Source organism: Streptomyces sp. NPDC034670 (assembly GCF_055574875.1).
The window spans coordinates 59052-74474 of the sequence record NZ_JBVITR010000031.1; the positions used below are offsets into that span (position 1 = coordinate 59052).

Sequence of the window (15423 nt, forward strand, 5' to 3'; positions counted from 1 at the left end):
AACCCCCGCTCTTCAAACCTTCCTATATGGGTTCGGTCCCTTTCGCCTGCTCCGGGATGCTTAGGCCCAGGGAGGAGAACCCTTCTTCTCCCGGTCCCTGACCCGTTCCACGGGCCGTTCCGGCCGCCCGCGCCGCTTCGTGCGCCCGCCCTCCGCCCTTCCGTCCCTCCGTGCGCCGGTTCCGCCCGGAGTGCGCTCGAGCGCCTCGACGATCGCGCCGCGGGCCGGGACGCCGGGCGGGTGACGGGGAGGGACCGGTCGGGTGTCCCGGCCGGGCCGGGGACCCGGCCCGCGTCCCGCACCCCTCCCGGCGGCCGGGAGGGGTGCGGGACGCGCCCGGCCGCCGGAGCCGGGCGGGGGCCGCGGGCCGGGCAGGGGCCGGGGCTCGTCAGAAGCTGATGGAGTTGATCGTCTCGGCGATCGAGTTCAGGAACCGCTGGATGTCGTCGGCCATGCCGGTCGAGGCGAGGAAGAAGCCGAAGAGGACCGCGACGATCGCGGGTCCGGGCTTGAGGGATCCCCCTCTCAGCAGCACTACCAGGATGATCGCCAACAGCAGCACCACGGACAGTGAAATGGCCACAACTGATCACACCCTCGGTCGGTTCCGCTCTCCCGGCCCGGGCGCCGCGACCCCGCGCACCCCGCCAGAACCATCGTGCCACCAACACGGCTCCCCTATGCGGCCGGTGACGCATCGTCCGGCCGGCGGCCGCCGCGTCCCCGTGCGCGCGTCCGTCCGCCCGGCCGTCGGCGCGGCCCCGCACGGAAATTCGAGGAAACGCCCGCACGGGGAATGCGAAGAGATCGTCTCCTTATCCGCACACGGCTTCCGCGACCAATTCGAATTCCCGCCGAGACGACACCCCGCACCCCACGAGGAGGGGACGAACAGGAGTGAAGCGGACATCCAACCGGAGCCGTCCGTCGCCCTTGTGTGCGCTTTGATCGGGGTCAATCCCGACAAGGCAGGCACATGTCTCCACGAAATCCGTACGCACGAGGTGTGTTGGCCATCACGCCCGCGACGGCGCCGACTTTGCCGATTCCGGGGTACCCGGACCGGATAACCAGGAATGACGTCGGCTGTTTTACGCATACCCACGGACAACGCTAGGGTGCCTCAGATGTTCCACGCTGCCTCGTCCCCCGCAAGCGCAGCGAGTCCACCGACCTCCTCCCCGAGTTCCCGGTGGGAGGGTCCGTGACCGACTCGCAGCGACCGCACGGCAACAGCAGGACGCCGCTCCCCACGGCACGGCCGCCGGCGTCCGGAGTACCGGGCCCGCCCGCGAAGGAGCGGCGGAACGACCGGCCGGCCCCCTCCGGCAAGCAGCGCGACGCGTTCTTCGACAACGCCAAGTACCTGGCGATCGTGCTGGTGGCCGTGGGCCACACCTGGGACCCGCTCAACGACGACAGCCGGGGCCTGCAGGGCCTGTACCTGGTGCTGTACACGTTCCACATGCCGGCGTTCATCATCATCTCCGGCTACTTCTCGCGCAATTTCGACATGCGCCCCGACCGGGTCAAGCGGCTGGTCACCGGTGTGCTCGTGCCGTACCTCGTCTTCGAGACCGCCTACGCGCTCTTCAAGCGCGTCGTCGACGACGACCCCGGCTTCGCGATCAGCCTGCTGGACCCCTGGTACCTGACGTGGTTCCTGTGCGCCCTGTTCATCTGGCGGCTGACCACCCCGGTCTGGAAGGTGATCCGCCGGCCGCTGCCCGTGGCGCTCGGCATCGCCGCGCTGGCCTCCATGACGCCCGAGGTCCGCGACGACCTGGACCTGCAGCGCGTCCTGCAGTTCCTGCCGTGCTTCGTGCTCGGCCTGTGCCTCAGGCAGGAGCACTTCCGGATGGTGCGCCGTCGCGCGGTGCGCGTCCTGTCGGTTCCGGTGCTCCTGGTCGCCCTGGCCGTCGGCTGGTGGGCCGTGCCGTACATGGACACGCGGTGGGTGTACCGGAACTCGGCCGCCCAGGAGATGGGCCTGCCGTGGTGGGCCGGGCCGGTCGTGACGCTCGCCCTCTTCGGCTGCTCCCTCGTGCTGACCGCCTGTTTCCTGTCCTGGGTGCCGGGGCGCCGCACGTGGTTCACGGCGCTCGGCGCCGGCACGCTCTACGGCTACCTGCTGCACGGGTTCGTGACCAAGGGCGCCTCCTACCGGGGCTGGTTCGACTCCGACTGGCTGCACCAGCCGCTCGGCCACGTCGTCGTCTCGCTGCTGGGGGCGGTCCTGGTGACCCTGCTGTGCACCGGGCCGGTCCGGCGGGTCTTCCGGTTCGTGACGGAGCCGAGGATGGAGTGGGCGTTCCGTCGGGACGCCCCCGCGGAGGTCCGCGAACGCGAGCGGCGGGAGACACGGGGCGAGCGCGAGAAGGTGCCCGTCTAGGGCCCTTCGTCCGGATCGGGCCGGACCCCGCGAGCCCGGCCCGACCCAGGCGAAGGGTCCTGGTCCGCCCGGTCCGGGCGCTCCCCCGCCACGAGGCCGAGAAGGGCGCGCATCCGCGCGTACTTCCCGGCCAGTCGCGTGCGGGTGGCCTCGTCCAGCACCGCGAGACGGGCCGGGTCGGCGTTGTGGGCCAGGTCCGCCTCCTTCACCAGCAGCGCGCCGGGGGTGGCGAGGATGCGGGCCGCGTACGCCTCGGGCGGCTCACCGGGCCGCCTGGTGACCGCGCGGACGATGTCCTTGGTCCGCCGGGTCAGCCCGGCCTCCTCCAGCCACCGGTCCGGCAGCCTGCCGTCCTCGACGGCGTCGTGCAGCCAGGCGGCCGCGATCTGCTCGTCGTCGCCGCCGCGCCGCCGTACGCCCTCGGCGACGGCCCGCAGGTGCTCGGCGTAGGGCCGGCCCGCCTTGTCGGTCTGGCCGGCGTGCGCGGCGCGGGCGGCGGCCTCGACCTCGGCCGGGGTCGGCGGGGTGCGTGGTGTCCCGTTCGTCATGCGCCCAGTGTCCCGGCCCGGGAGGAGGAGCGGCGGCGGATCAGCGGGACGCGGCCGCCGTGGGGCCCTCGCGGCAGATCAGCAGCAGGGCGCGGTCGTCGTTGACGTCCTTGGCCACCGCCTCGATGAGGTGCCAGGCGGCCCCGTGGAAGCCTCCGGCGACATAGCGGTCGGCCTCGCCGGTGAGCCGGTCGATGCCCTCGACGATGTCCCGGTCGGAGGTCTCCACCAGGCCGTCCGTGAACAGCATCAGCACGTCCCCGGGGCGCAGCGTGCCCTTCACCGGGTCGAACTGGGCGCCGTCGTACACGCCCAGCAGCGGCCCGTCGGCCGACTTCTCCTCCCAGCGTCCGCTGCCCGCGCTGAGCTGGAGGCCCGGCGGATGGCCCGCGGAGTACAGCTCGTAGTCGCCGGAGTCGAGGTCGAGGACCAGGTGGATGGAGGTGGCGAAGCCCTCGTCCCAGTCCTGGCGGAGCAGGTAGCCGTTGGCGGCCGGGAGGAAGGCGTGCGGGGGGAGGCTGCCGAGGAGGCCGCCGAAGGCGCCCGAGAGGAGCAGGGCCCGCGAACCGGCGTCCATGCCCTTGCCGGACACGTCCGTCAGCACGACCTCCAGGGTGCGTCCGCCGTTCGTCCGGGCCGCGACCACGAAGTCGCCCGAGAACGACTGCCCGCCCGCCGGCCGCAGGGCCATCTCCCGGTGCCAGCCGTCCGGCAGCTTCGGCAACTTGCTCTGCACCCGGATGCGTTCGCGCAGGTCGAACAGCATGGTGCCGCCGCGCCGCCAGGGCACGCCCACCCGGCTGCGGAACTGGGCGACGAGCAGCCCGAAGAAGCCGCAGGCCGCCACGGTGAGGACCACGCCCGGGGTGACCCGGGCCGCGCCCTCGGTGTAGGGGCCGAGCTGCACCGCCTCCACGATCAGCGCGGTCGCCGCCGCCGCGTACAGGCCGAGCAGGCTCGCCGGGCGCAGCAGCAGGCCGCCCGCGACGATCGGGACGACCAGGGCGGCCGGCGCGCACCACACGGAGTTGGCGAGCGTCCCGGCCGTGATCAACGGGATGGTCAGGAGCAGTCCGGCGAGCGCGACCCAGTCCGAGCCGTCCCCGCGGAAGTAGTCGACGGCGGCCCGGCGCACGCCGACGCGGGCCCGGTGCCACTGCTTCTTCCACCGGGCCGTGAACGTGTCGGCCGCCGCGCGCCGCTCTCGTCCTGCTGCCATTAGTCCGGGACCCTATCGATCGGACCGACCGCTCGGCACGGGAGGTCCTGGTTGTCCCCCGTCCGGGGACCGACTTCACAGTGAACTTCACCGGGGGCCGCCGTGGGGCCGCCCGGGGGAAATTGCTTCGCCCGTCCCGCCTCGCCCCTGGTAGGCATGGCCCATGGCGAACGAGCGCGTGAGGGAAGCGGACCGGGACCACGGGGCGAGCGGTGTGACCGACGGCTCAGCGGACTCCGGACCCGTGCTCCGGGAACTGGGTCCGGACGAATGGGACGAGTGGTACGACACGCTGCTCCGTGCCTTCGGCGGGGTGCCGGAGGCGGCCGAGGAGCGGGAGCTGTGGGACGCGCTGACCGAGTGCGAGCGGTCCCTGGGCGCCTGGGACGGCGACGCGTGCGTGGGGACGGCGGGCGCCTTCTCGTTCCGGATGACCGTGCCCGGGGGCGCCTGCGTGCCCGCCGCGGGCGTCACCATGGTCGGGGTGGCCGCCACGCACCGGCGGCGCGGGGTGCTGACGTCGATGATGCGGCGGCAGCTGGACGACGTGCGGTCCTGGGGCGAGCCGCTGGCGGTGCTCACGGCGTCCGAACCGGCGATCTACGGCCGGTTCGGCTACGGGGCGGCCTCGTTCCAGCTGAACGCCGAGATCGACACGCGGCGGACGGCGCTGGCGGTCCCGGCCGGCACCGACGGCGTGCGGCTGCGGTACGCGGACCCGGCCGACGTGCTCGACGCCTGCGAGGCGGTCTACGCCCGGCTGGTGCCGCGGCGGCCGGGGATGCTGGCGCGCCGGCCCGGCTGGGAGCGGCTGGGGGTCCTCGACCCGGAGAGCCGGCGGGACGGGGCGTCGCCGCTGCAGTGCGTCGTCGCCGAGCGGGACGGCGAGACGGTCGGGTACGCGCGGTTCCGCGTGAAGCCGGACTGGGGGCCGGCCGGTCCCGACGGCACGGTGGTCCTGAGCGCCCTGGACGCGCTGGACCCGGCCGCGGACGCGGCGCTGTGGCGGTTCCTGTTCTCCGTCGACCTGACGTCGACGCTGGTGGCGCGGGGGCGGCCGGTCGACGAGGGCTGGCGGCACATGGTGTCGGACCTCCGGCGGTGCCGGCCGGTCCTGCGGGACGCGCTGTACGTACGGCTGGTCGACGTCGGGGAGGCGCTGCGGGCGCGGACGTACCGGGCGCCGGTGGACGTGGTGTTCGAGGTGGAGGACGCGTTCTGCCCGTGGAACGCGGGGCGCTGGCGGCTGAGCGGGGACGGGAAGGGGGCGTCCTGCGAGCGGACCGGGGACGCGGCGGAACTCGCCCTGTCCGTGCGGGAGCTGGGCTCCGCGTATCTCGGCGGGGTGAGCCTCGCGTCGCTGGCCGCGGCCGGCCGGGTGCGCGAGGTGCGGCCGGGGGCGCTGGCGGAGGCGTCCCTGGCGTTCGGCAGCGACGCGGCGCCGTGGCTGCCGCACGGGTTCTGAGGGGCCGGGCGGGACCCGACCTCAGGTGTCCTGGCAGGTGGGGCACCAGAAGAGATTGCGGGCGGCGAGATCGGCGGTGCGGATCCCGCCGCCGCAGACGTGGCAGGGCAGGAGGGCCCTGCGGTACACGTACACCTCGCCGCCGTGGTCGTCCACGCGCGGCGGGCGGCCCATCGCCTCGGGGGTGTGCTCCGGGCGGACGGTGTCGATGCGGTTGTTGCGGACGCCCTCGCGCATGAGGGCGACCAGGTCGGTCCAGATCGCGTCCCACTCGGCCGGGGTGATGTCCCGGCCCGCGCGGTACGGGTCGATCCGGTGCCGGAAGAGGACCTCGGCGCGGTAGACGTTCCCCACGCCCGCGACGACCTTCTGGTCCATGAGGAGGGCGGCGATCGTCGTACGGCTGCGGCTGATCCTGCGGTACGCGGCGGACGGGTCCGCGTCCGGGCGCAGGGGGTCGGGACCGAGGCGGTCGTGCACCGCCCGCTTCTCGGCGTCCGTGATCAGGGCGCAGGTGGTGGGACCGCGCAGGTCGACGTACGTCGTGTCGCCGGCCAGGCGCAGGCGGACGGTGTCCGTGGGCGGCGGCGCGGGGGCCGGGCCGAAGGTGACCTTGCCGAAGAGGCCGAGGTGGATGTGGACCCACTCGGTGTGCCCGGGGTCCGGGTCGCCGAAGCCGAGGAAGAGGTGCTTGCCGTGGGCGTCGGTGGTGTGCAGGGGCGTGCGGTCGAGGAGGGCGGCGGCGTCGGCGAACTTGCCCTGGGGACTGGTGACGCGCGGGGGCGTGCGGTGCGCGAAGGCGGCGGCGTAGTCCTCGGCCAGCCGGTGGATGGTGTGTCCCTCGGGCACGGGTCCTCCTCTCCTGCCTGATGCTCCTCCCGTGCGTCCCGCCCGTCCCGTGCGTCCCGCGCGGGCGGGCACGCCGGTCGTCGCCCCGCCGCGGAGCCCTCCGGTTCCCGGCGGGGCCGGGGTGCGTGCCGGTTACCGCTGGGGGTGGTGGGGCGGGATCGGGGGGAGGTCGCCGGTGGTCTCGTAGGCGGTGAGCATGCCGATGCGGCGGACGTGGCGCTCGTCCTGCGAGAACGGGGTGTTCAGGAAGGTCTCCACGAACTTGGTCGCCTCGTCCCGCGTGTGCATGCGCGCACCCACCGCGATCACGTTGGCGTCGTTGTGCTGACGGCCCAGCGCCGCCGTCTCCTCGCTCCACGCCAGGGCCGCCCGCACGCCCTTCACCTTGTTCGCGGCGATCTGCTCGCCGTTGCCGGAGCCGCCGATCACGATGCCGAGGGCGCCGGGGTCGGCGGCGGTCCGCTCGGCGGCGCGGAGGCAGAAGGGCGGGTAGTCGTCCTGGGCGTCGTAGACGTGGGGCCCGCAGTCGACGGGCTCGTGGCCCGCGCTCTCGAGCCACTCGACGAGGTGGTTCTTGAGTTCGTAGCCGGCATGGTCGGAACCGAGGTACACGCGCATGGTCCGAGTGTGACACGCGGTTTCGCGGGCGAACGCGCGGGGTGTCATGGCCGCCACTGTGAGGAGATTCACAGAAGAGCAGGGAAAGCTCAAGTAAAAATCCGCATTCGAAGGTTCTCGATTCTTTTCACCTCAGTTTCACTGGAGCGGCCCCCCACAGGGCCGCCTCGGGTCTTCGGTGCCCGAGGCGGCGGTGCACCCCCGCACCGACCGGTTCATCCGGAAAACCGCCCCCCACGGCGCAAAGGAAATCGCTCCATGACCTCGCAGCCGACCCTCAGGACGCCCGGCAACAGTCCCGGAGACCCCACCGGAACGCCGCCCTCCGGCGGTCCGGGGGAGAACGGATCCGGGCTCCGGGCCGGGCTCAAGAACCGCCACCTGTCGATGATCGCCATCGGCGGGGTCATCGGCGCCGGCCTGTTCGTCGGTTCCAGCTCGGGCATCGCGGCCGCCGGTCCCGGGATCCTCCTCTCCTACGCCTTCGTCGGCACGCTCGTGGTGCTGGTGATGCGGATGCTCGGCGAGATGTCGGCGGCCAACCCGACGTCCGGGTCCTTCTCCGCGCACGCCGACCGCGCGCTCGGCCCCTGGGCCGGGTTCTCGATCGGCTGGCTCTACTGGTTCTTCTGGGTCGTGGTGCTGGCGGTGGAGGCGACCGCCGGGGCCACGATCCTCGAAGGGTGGATACCGGCCGTGCCCCAGTGGGGCTGGGCCCTCATCGTGATGGTGGTGCTGACCGCCACCAACCTCGCGTCCGTCGGTTCCTACGGCGAGTTCGAGTTCTGGTTCGCCGGGATCAAGGTCGTCGCCATCGGCGCGTTCATCGTCGTCGGCGGGCTGGCCGTCCTCGGTCTGCTGCCCGGTGTCGACAGCGACTCCGCGGGGCTCGCCAACCTCACCGCCCACGGCGGCTTCCTGCCGCACGGCGCCGGCGCCGTCCTCACCGGCATCCTGCTCGTCGTCTTCTCCTTCATGGGCAGCGAGATCGCGACCCTGGCGGCCGGCGAGTCGGAGGACCCGCAGCGGGCCGTCACCAAGGCGACCAACAGCATCATCTGGCGCATCGGCGTCTTCTACCTCGGGTCGATCTTCGTCGTCGTCTGCCTGCTGCCCTGGGACAGCGCGTCGATCGCCGAGGACGGCTCGTACGTCGCCGCCCTGGACTCCCTCGGCATCGCGCACGCCGGTCAGATCATGAACTTCATCGTGCTGACGTCCGTGCTCTCCTGCCTCAACTCCGGTCTCTACACGGCCTCCCGGATGGCCTTCTCGCTCGGCCGGCGCGGGGACGCGCCGAAGGCGTTCGCCCGGACCACCGGCCGGGGCGTGCCGCGGAACGCGATCGTCGCGTCGGTCGTGTTCGGCTTCGTCGCCGTCTTCTTCAACTACGAGTTCCCGGACTCGGTCTTCCTCTTCCTGGTCAACTCCTCCGGCGCGGTCGCGCTGTTCGTCTGGCTGGTGATCTGCTTCTCGCAGCTGCGCATGCGGCGGATCATCGAGGCCGAGGCGCCCGAGAAGCTGGTCGTGCGGATGTGGCTGTACCCGTACCTGACCTGGGCCAGCGCGGCGCTGATCGTGTTCGTGCTCGGTTACATGCTGACCGACACCGAGCACAACGGGCGGACCACGGTGCTGCTGTCGCTGCTGGTCGCCGCCCTCGTGCTCGCCGTCGCCCTGGTGAAGCAGCGCCTGGCCGGGCGCGGTGGCGGCGGGGCCGCGCACGACCGGGCGCGGGACGAGGTCCCGGCCGGCTGAGGCCGCCCTGCGGTGACGGGGGCCGGGCCCTCACGGGGAGAGGCCCGCCGGGCAGCCGTGCGGCACCCGGCGGGCCTCTCCCCGTGGAGGCCGGCGGTCAGCGCCTGCCGGCGAACTTCCAGGCGGTCGGCAGCACTCCCATGGCCAGGGCCGCCTTCAGGGCGTCGCCGACGAGGAAGGGGACGAGGCCGGCCGCGATCGCGGCGGAGGCGGACATGCCGGTGGACAGGGCCAGGTAGGGAACGCCGACGGCGTAGATCACCGCCGAGCCGAGCACCATGGCGCCCGCCGTCCGCCACACGGAGCGGTCGGCGCCGCGGCGGGCCAGGGCGCCCACGACGGCGGCGGCCAGCAGCATGCCGAGGATGTAGCCGAAGGACGCGCCGATCCCGTGGGAGCCGTTCGCGAACCACGGCACCCCGGCGAGGCCCGCCAGCGCGTACACCGCGAGGGCGGCGGCTCCCCGGCCCGCGCCGAGGGCGGTGCCGACGAGCAGCGCGGCGAAGGTCTGGCCGGTCACCGGCACCGGGGAGCCGGGGACGGGCACCGCGATCTGGGCGGCGAGGCCGGTGAGGGCGGCACCGCCGAGCACGAGCGCGGCGTCGCGGACGCGGGAGGCCGGAAGCAGGTCGGCGAGGACCAGACCGGCGCGGGTGGAAGGGGCGGCAGCGGTGCTCATGGGGCCTCCGCGGGAGTGAGGGCAGTCGGGGACACGGCGACGCTATCCCGGCGCCCGCGCGCCGATCACCGTCGGCGCTCGACAAAGGGGCGGACGCGGACTTGGTGGGCTCCTGACAAAGGAGGGCGGTGACCAGTGGTCCGGCGTGACACCGGTCACTGAGGTGAGGTGGTTTGGCCGACAGGACCGGGTGGAAGGGAGGCTGTCGGGTCCCGCCAAACCGGCCGCCCCGCTCGTCCCGCCCGCCCGGTCACCCGGTGACCGACCGGAGGGAGCGGCGGGCGCGCCGCCCCGCCGCGGTGCGCCGGCGCCGCCCTCGCGCTCGGTCCGCGGGGTTCGTCGACGGGGGGCGCCCCGCGTCGTGCGACGGCCGCCGGGTGACCGGAGGATCACGCTCCGGACAGGGGGCGTCCGCATGCTGGGCGGGCCCTCCTCCCTGCCGGAGGGGCCGTCCAGACTGGGTTCGTTTTACCCCCACACAGCGAACGAGCCGCGCCATGCCCCACACCTCCGTCGAGACGCCTCCCACGGCGGACGGCACCTCCCTCTCGCACGGCCTGAAGCAGCGCCACCTGTCGATGATCGCCCTCGGCGGGGTCATCGGCGCCGGCCTGTTCGTCGGGTCCGGCGCGGGGATCGCCGCCGCCGGGCCCTCGATCGTCCTCGCCTACGCCCTCTCCGGCCTCCTGGTGATGCTGGTGATGCGGATGCTGGGCGAGATGTCGGCCGCCCATCCCTCCTCGGGGTCCTTCTCGGCGCACGCCGAGCGGGCGATCGGCCCCTGGGCGGGCTTCACCGCCGGCTGGGCGTTCTGGGTGCTGCTGTGCACGGCGGTCGGCCTGGAGGCCATCGGCGCCGCGAAGATCGCCACCGGCTGGCTGCCGGGCACGCCCGAGTGGGCGTGGGTGGCGCTGTTCATGGTGGTGTTCTGCGGGACGAACCTCGCGGCGGTGAGGAACTTCGGCGAGTTCGAGTTCTGGTTCGCGGCCCTGAAGGTCGGCGCGATCACCCTGTTCCTCGCCCTCGGGGTGCTGGCCGTCGCGGGCCTGCTGCCCGGCACGGACTCCCCGGGCGCCTCCCACCTCACCGACTTCCTGCCCAACGGCGGCGAGGGCCTGGTGATCGGCCTGCTCGCGTCCGTCTTCGCGTACGGCGGCCTGGAGACCGTGACCATCGCGGCGGCCGAGTCGGAGAACCCGGTCAAGGGCGTGGCGAACGCGGTCCGCACCGCGATGTGGCGGATCGCGCTGTTCTACATCGGGTCGATGGCGGTCGTCGTCACCCTGGTGCCGTGGGACTCCCCGGCGGTGGTGGAGGACGGCCCGTACGTCGCCGCCCTGGACCGCCTCGGCATCCCCGGCGCCGGCCAGCTGATGAACGTCGTGGTGTTCGTCGCGCTGCTGTCCGCGATGAACGCCAACATCTACGGCGCCTCGCGCATCGGCTACTCGCTGGTGGAGCGCGGGCAGGGACCGAAGGCGCTGAGCCGGGTCTCGGGCGGGGTGCCGCGGGTCGCCGTGCTGGCCTCCTCCGCCTTCGGCTTCCTGTGCGTGCTGCTGAGCTACTGGCGGCCCGACGACGTCTTCCCCTGGCTGCTGAACATGATCGGCGCGGTGATCCTGATCGTCTGGATCTTCATCGCCGTCTCGCAGCTGCGGCTGCGCCGCCGGCTGGAGCTCGAGGCGCCGCAGAAGCTCGTCGTGCGGATGTGGGCGTTCCCGTGGCTGACGTGGGCCGCGCTGGCCGGCATGGCCGCGGTCTTCGTCCTCATGGCCCGGGAGCCGGACACCCGCGTGCAGCTGTACTCCTCGGGCGGGATGACGCTGTTCCTGGCGGCGGTGGGATACGTCCGGCAGCGCAGGCGCGCCCGGAGCTGACCCCCTCCCCCGCCCCGGTGACGGCCCTCGCGTGCGGACGCGGGGGCCGTTTCGCGTGCTCGGCCTGCGCCCGTCCACTCCTGCTGCTAGCGTGCAGTTGCGACATGTGTGCAATAAGAGTCCGGAGCACCCCCGTGGAGCGTCCTGCCCCGTGATCGTCTTCTCACCGTTCACCCGGCAGGCGGAAAAAGGGGAAGCCCCCGCGGGGAAGTGGCCCGCGGGGGCTTCCGGCATGCGGCGATCCGGTCCATCGTGACGCAAGGGCGACACCGAGGACACGAACACTGCCCCGCTCCACGTGCGACGGGGGCCACCCGCACCGCCGGCCGGGCAGGGCGGAGCAGGAGAACCTCAAGGAGCGGCTGGGCCGCGCGAGCGTGCACGAGTCCCGGCTCCGCGAGGACGTGCTGGACCCGGACACCGGCCGGCGGTGCCGGAACCTGCGCACGGGCGGGAACCGGAAGCCGTTCGCCCGGCCCGTCAAGATGCCGGTGGTCGAGCGACGCCCGTCACAGGTTGCTGAAGTCCGGCCCCTTCGTCCGCGTGCGCTTGAGCTCGTAGAAGCCGGGGACGGAGGCCACCGCGAGGGTGCCGTCCCACAGCCGGGCGGCCTCCTCGCCCTTGGGGGCGGGGGTGACGACCGGGCCGAAGAAGGCGATCTGCTCGCCGTCGGCGCCGGGGACCGCGATGACCGGGGTGCCGACGTCCTGGCCGACCTTCTCGATGCCCTCCTTGTGGGAGGCGCGCAGCTCGGGCTCGTACGGGGTGGAGTCCCAGTGCTCCATGAGGGACCCGGGCAGGCCGACGTCCTTCAGCGCGGCGGCGACGGTCTCCTTCTCCGGACCCTCGTCCTGGTTGTGGATGCGGGTGCCGAGCGCGGTGTACAGGTCGCCGAGCACCTCGGCGCCGTGCTCCTGCTGGGCCGCGATGACCACCCGGACCGGGCCCCAGGCCTTGGTCGCGAGCATCTCGCGGTACTCCTCGGGCAGCTCGTCGAGCCTGTCCTCGTTGAGGACGGCGAGACTCATCACACGCCAGCGGACCTTGACGTTCCGCACCTTCTCCACCTCCACCATCCAGCGGGAGGTCATCCAGGCCCAGGGGCACAGCGGGTCGAACCAGAAGTCGACGGGCGTGGCGGGAGTCTTGTCCGACATGTCGCTCCTCGTGAGGAAAGGGTTTCCCAGGGGGAACGCCGTGCCGCCGCCCCGCCATTCCCGGCTGCCCCGCGTCAGGGGCGCATGGCAGGATCGGTCCTGATCACCCCTGTCGACGACGCCTGAGGAGTGCCGCCCGTGCCCGGTGAGAATCTGACCCGCGACGAGGCCCGGGAGCGGGCCGCCCTGCTGTCCGTCGACGGGTACGAGGTGTCCCTCGACCTGCGGTCGGCGATCGGCGACGCCCACGGCGAGGGCCCCCGCACGTTCCGCTCCGTCACCACCCTCCGGTTCCGCTGCGCCGAGCCGGGGGCGAGCAGCTTCGCCGACCTGATCGCACCGAGCGTGACGGCCGTCTCCCTCAACGGGCGGGACCTCGACCCCGGTGAGGTCTTCGACGGCACCCGGATCCTGCTGGAGGACCTCGCCGCCGACAACGAACTCGTCGTCGACGCCCGGTGCGCCTACTCCCGCACCGGTGAGGGCCTGCACCGCTTCGTCGACCCCGAGGACGGCGAGGTGTACCTGTACACCCAGTACGAGCCGGCCGACTCCCGCCGGGTCTTCGCGAACTTCGAGCAGCCCGACCTCAAGGCCCCGTTCCGCTTCGAGGTGCGGGCCCCCGAGGGCTGGACGGTGTGGAGCAACGGCGTGGGCGAACTCGCCGACGGCGTCTGGCGGTTCGCGGAGACCAAGCCGATCTCGACGTACATCACCTGCGTGGTGGCGGGCCCCTACCACTACGTGACGGACACCTACGAGCGGGTCCTCGGCGACGGCACGCGTCTGCGGATCCCGCTCGGCGCGATGTGCCGCAAGGGCCTCGCCCCGCACTTCGACGCCGACGACGTGTTCCTGGTGACCAAGCAGGGCCTGGACTTCTTCCACGACCACGTCGACTACCCGTACCCGTTCGGGAAGTACGACCAGGCGTTCGTGCCCGAGTACAACCTGGGCGCGATGGAGAACCCGGGGCTGGTGACCTTCCGGGAGGAGTACGTCTTCCGGGGCAAGGTCACCCGCGCGTCCTACGAGGCCCGCGCCACCACCGTCCTGCACGAGATGGCGCACATGTGGTTCGGCGACCTGGTCACCATGGAGTGGTGGGACGACCTGTGGCTGAAGGAGTCCTTCGCCGACTTCATGGGCACGTTCTCGCTGGTCGGCGCGACCCGCTTCACCGACGGCTGGATCACCTTCGCCAACCGCCGCAAGGCCTGGGCCTACCGCGCGGACCAGCTGCCCTCCACGCACCCGGTCACCGCGGACATCCGCGACCTGCAGGACGCCAAGCTGAACTTCGACGGCATCACCTACGCCAAGGGCGCCTCGGTGCTCAAGCAGCTGGTGGCCTACGTCGGCCAGGACGCGTTCCTGGAGGGCGCCCGGCGCTACTTCAAGCGCCACGCCTACGGCAACACCCGCCTCGGCGACCTGCTGTCCGTCCTGGAGGAGACCAGCGGCCGGGACATGACCGCCTGGTCGCGGGCGTGGCTGCAGACGGCCGGCGTCAACTCCCTCACCCCGCAGGTGCTGCTGACCGCCGACGGCCGGATCGACGAGCTGGCGGTGGTGCAGGAGGCCGCGGAGTCCCACCCGGAACTGCGTCCGCACCGCGTGGCGGTGGGCCTGTACCGGCGCACGGACACCGGCGCCCTGGAGCGGTACGCCCGCGCCGAGGCGGACGTCGAGGGCGCCCGTACGGTCGTGACGGAGCTGACCGGGGCCGAGGCGCCCGAACTGGTGCTGGTCAACGACGACGACCTGACGTACTGCAAGATCCGCTTCGACGAGACCTCGCTGGACACGCTGAAGGAGCACCTGGGCGCGCTGACCGACCCCCTGGCGCGCGCCCTGTGCTGGTCGGCGCTGTGGAACCTGACCCGGGACGCGCTGCTGCCCGCACGGCACTTCGTGGACCTGGTGCTGCGGTTCGCCGGGCGCGAGTCCGACATCGGGGTGCTCCAGATGCTGCACGCCTGGGCCGAGTCGGCGCTGGAGCACTACGCCGCGCCCGCCTGGCGGGAGACCGGCGGGGCCCTGCTCGCCGAGGGCGCCCGGCGGGAGCTGGAGGCAGCCGCGCCGGGCAGCGAGCAGCAGCTGGCGTGGGCGCGCTTCTTCGCCCGGACCGCCTCCGCGCCGGGTGACCTCCGGCTCCTCCAGGACCTGCTGTCCGGCACGGCGATGGTCGAGGGACTCGACGTCGACCAGGAACTGCGCTGGGCGTTCCTGGAGCCGCTGGCCGCGCACGGGGCCGCGGACGAGAAGGCCCTGGCCGAGGAGCTGGCGCGGGACGACACCGCCTCCGGCAAGCGGCACCAGGTCCGCTGTCTGGCCGCCCGCCCGTCGGCGGAGGTCAAGGCGCGGTGCTGGGCGCAGGTGGTGGAGTCGGACGCGCTGTCCAACGCGCTGGTGGAGGCCACCATCTCGGGCTTCGTCCAGGCCTCGCAGCGGGAACTGCTCGCGCCGTACGCGGAGAAGTACTTCGCGGCGATCGAGCGGGTGTGGACCGAGCGGTCGATCCAGATCGGCATGGACGTGGTGCGGGGCCTGTTCCCCGCGCTGCAGGACTCGCAGGCGACGCTGGACGCGGCGGACGCGTGGCTCGCGGCCCACGAGGACGCGGCCCCGGCGCTGCGCCGGCTGGTCCTGGAGGCCCGGGACGACCTGGCGCGGGCGCTGCGCGGCCAGGCCTGCGACGCGGCGGCGGGCTGAGCCGGTCCCGGGCCTCCCCCGGGCCCTCCCGTGGGGGGGGGGGGGGGGGGGGGGTGCCCCCCACCCCCACCCCCCCCCCCCCCCCCCCACCCCCCCCCCCCCCCCCCCCCCCCCCCACCCCCCCCCCCCCCCCCCCCCCCCCCCAC

Annotated in this window: 11 protein-coding genes and 1 pseudogene; 5 read left to right on the top strand and 7 right to left on the bottom strand. The window is 73.2% G+C overall.

What is annotated here, in order from left to right; translation table 11 throughout:
• Window positions 1–388: 388 nt before the first annotated feature.
• Complete coding sequence (locus tag ACZ56B_RS20670) at window positions 389–583, bottom strand: hypothetical protein (protein ID WP_468792218.1); 195 nt, start codon at window positions 581–583, stop codon at window positions 389–391.
• Window positions 584–1204: 621 nt separating this feature from the next.
• Between ACZ56B_RS20670 and ACZ56B_RS20675 the strand changes: the two genes are divergently transcribed.
• A complete protein-coding gene (locus tag ACZ56B_RS20675; protein ID WP_468792221.1) occupies window positions 1205–2392 on the top strand; it encodes an acyltransferase family protein in 1188 nt (395 codons plus the stop codon).
• Window positions 2393–2475: 83 nt separating this feature from the next.
• Here the strand turns inward: ACZ56B_RS20675 and ACZ56B_RS20680 are convergent.
• Both ACZ56B_RS20680 and ACZ56B_RS20685 read right to left on the bottom strand, forming a co-directional pair.
• Window positions 2476–2940 (bottom strand): annotated as a pseudogene (locus ACZ56B_RS20680) (HD domain-containing protein); the annotation flags it as partial.
• Between the two features lie 40 nt (window positions 2941–2980).
• The gene (locus tag ACZ56B_RS20685) at window positions 2981–4159 is read right to left on the bottom strand and encodes a PP2C family protein-serine/threonine phosphatase (protein WP_468792224.1); all 1179 of its coding nucleotides are present in this window, start codon (window positions 4157–4159) and stop codon (window positions 2981–2983) included.
• A gap of 163 nt (window positions 4160–4322) precedes the next feature.
• On the opposite strand from ACZ56B_RS20685, the gene ACZ56B_RS20690 reads away from it, so the two are divergent.
• Window positions 4323–5624: a GNAT family N-acetyltransferase gene (locus ACZ56B_RS20690; protein ID WP_468792227.1), complete on the top strand. Its 1302-nt coding sequence runs from the start codon at window positions 4323–4325 to the stop codon at window positions 5622–5624.
• A 21-nt stretch (window positions 5625–5645) separates the two neighbouring features.
• Here the strand turns inward: ACZ56B_RS20690 and ACZ56B_RS20695 are convergent, their stop codons facing one another.
• On the bottom strand, window positions 5646–6473 hold the full coding sequence (locus tag ACZ56B_RS20695) for an Fpg/Nei family DNA glycosylase (RefSeq protein ID WP_468792230.1): 828 nt from the start codon (window positions 6471–6473) through the stop codon (window positions 5646–5648).
• Between the two features lie 132 nt (window positions 6474–6605).
• Window positions 6606–7091, bottom strand: a complete 486-nt coding sequence (locus tag ACZ56B_RS20700) for a ribose-5-phosphate isomerase (RefSeq protein ID WP_468792233.1) — start codon at window positions 7089–7091, stop codon at window positions 6606–6608.
• A gap of 258 nt (window positions 7092–7349) precedes the next feature.
• On the opposite strand from ACZ56B_RS20700, the gene ACZ56B_RS20705 reads away from it, so the two are divergent.
• Entirely contained in the window at window positions 7350–8849 is a 1500-nt protein-coding gene (locus ACZ56B_RS20705; RefSeq protein ID WP_468792236.1) for an amino acid permease, read from the top strand.
• Between the two features lie 97 nt (window positions 8850–8946).
• Here ACZ56B_RS20705 and ACZ56B_RS20710 read toward each other — a convergent pair whose 3' ends face one another.
• The gene (locus ACZ56B_RS20710) at window positions 8947–9528 is read right to left on the bottom strand and encodes a biotin transporter BioY (RefSeq protein WP_468792239.1); all 582 of its coding nucleotides are present in this window, start codon (window positions 9526–9528) and stop codon (window positions 8947–8949) included.
• Window positions 9529–10025: 497 nt separating this feature from the next.
• On the opposite strand from ACZ56B_RS20710, the gene ACZ56B_RS20715 reads away from it, so the two are divergent.
• Complete coding sequence (locus tag ACZ56B_RS20715) at window positions 10026–11405, top strand: amino acid permease (RefSeq protein WP_468792242.1); 1380 nt, start codon at window positions 10026–10028, stop codon at window positions 11403–11405.
• Window positions 11406–11914: 509 nt separating this feature from the next.
• Here ACZ56B_RS20715 and ACZ56B_RS20720 read toward each other — a convergent pair.
• Entirely contained in the window at window positions 11915–12562 is a 648-nt protein-coding gene (locus ACZ56B_RS20720) for a mycothiol-dependent nitroreductase Rv2466c family protein (RefSeq protein ID WP_468792245.1), read from the bottom strand.
• 138 nt (window positions 12563–12700) lie between these two features.
• Between ACZ56B_RS20720 and pepN the strand changes: the two genes are divergently transcribed.
• Window positions 12701–15277 (top strand): aminopeptidase N, encoded by a 2577-nt coding sequence (gene pepN / locus ACZ56B_RS20725; RefSeq protein WP_468792248.1) that lies wholly within the window; start codon window positions 12701–12703, stop codon window positions 15275–15277.
• The last annotated feature ends 146 nt before the right edge of the window (window positions 15278–15423 follow it).

Excerpts from the sequence above, each read along its gene's own strand:
- ACZ56B_RS20690 (WP_468792227.1), top strand. The coding sequence starts at position 4,323 with ATGGCGAACGAGCGCGTGAGGGAAGCGGACCGGGACCACGGGGCGAGC.
- ACZ56B_RS20685 (WP_468792224.1), bottom strand. The coding sequence starts at position 4,159 with ATGGCAGCAGGACGAGAGCGGCGCGCGGCGGCCGACACGTTCACGGCC.
- ACZ56B_RS20705 (WP_468792236.1), top strand. The coding sequence starts at position 7,350 with ATGACCTCGCAGCCGACCCTCAGGACGCCCGGCAACAGTCCCGGAGAC.
- ACZ56B_RS20720 (WP_468792245.1), bottom strand. The coding sequence starts at position 12,562 with ATGTCGGACAAGACTCCCGCCACGCCCGTCGACTTCTGGTTCGACCCG.
- ACZ56B_RS20710 (WP_468792239.1), bottom strand. The coding sequence starts at position 9,528 with ATGAGCACCGCTGCCGCCCCTTCCACCCGCGCCGGTCTGGTCCTCGCC.
- ACZ56B_RS20700 (WP_468792233.1), bottom strand. The coding sequence starts at position 7,091 with ATGCGCGTGTACCTCGGTTCCGACCATGCCGGCTACGAACTCAAGAAC.
- ACZ56B_RS20715 (WP_468792242.1), top strand. The coding sequence starts at position 10,026 with ATGCCCCACACCTCCGTCGAGACGCCTCCCACGGCGGACGGCACCTCC.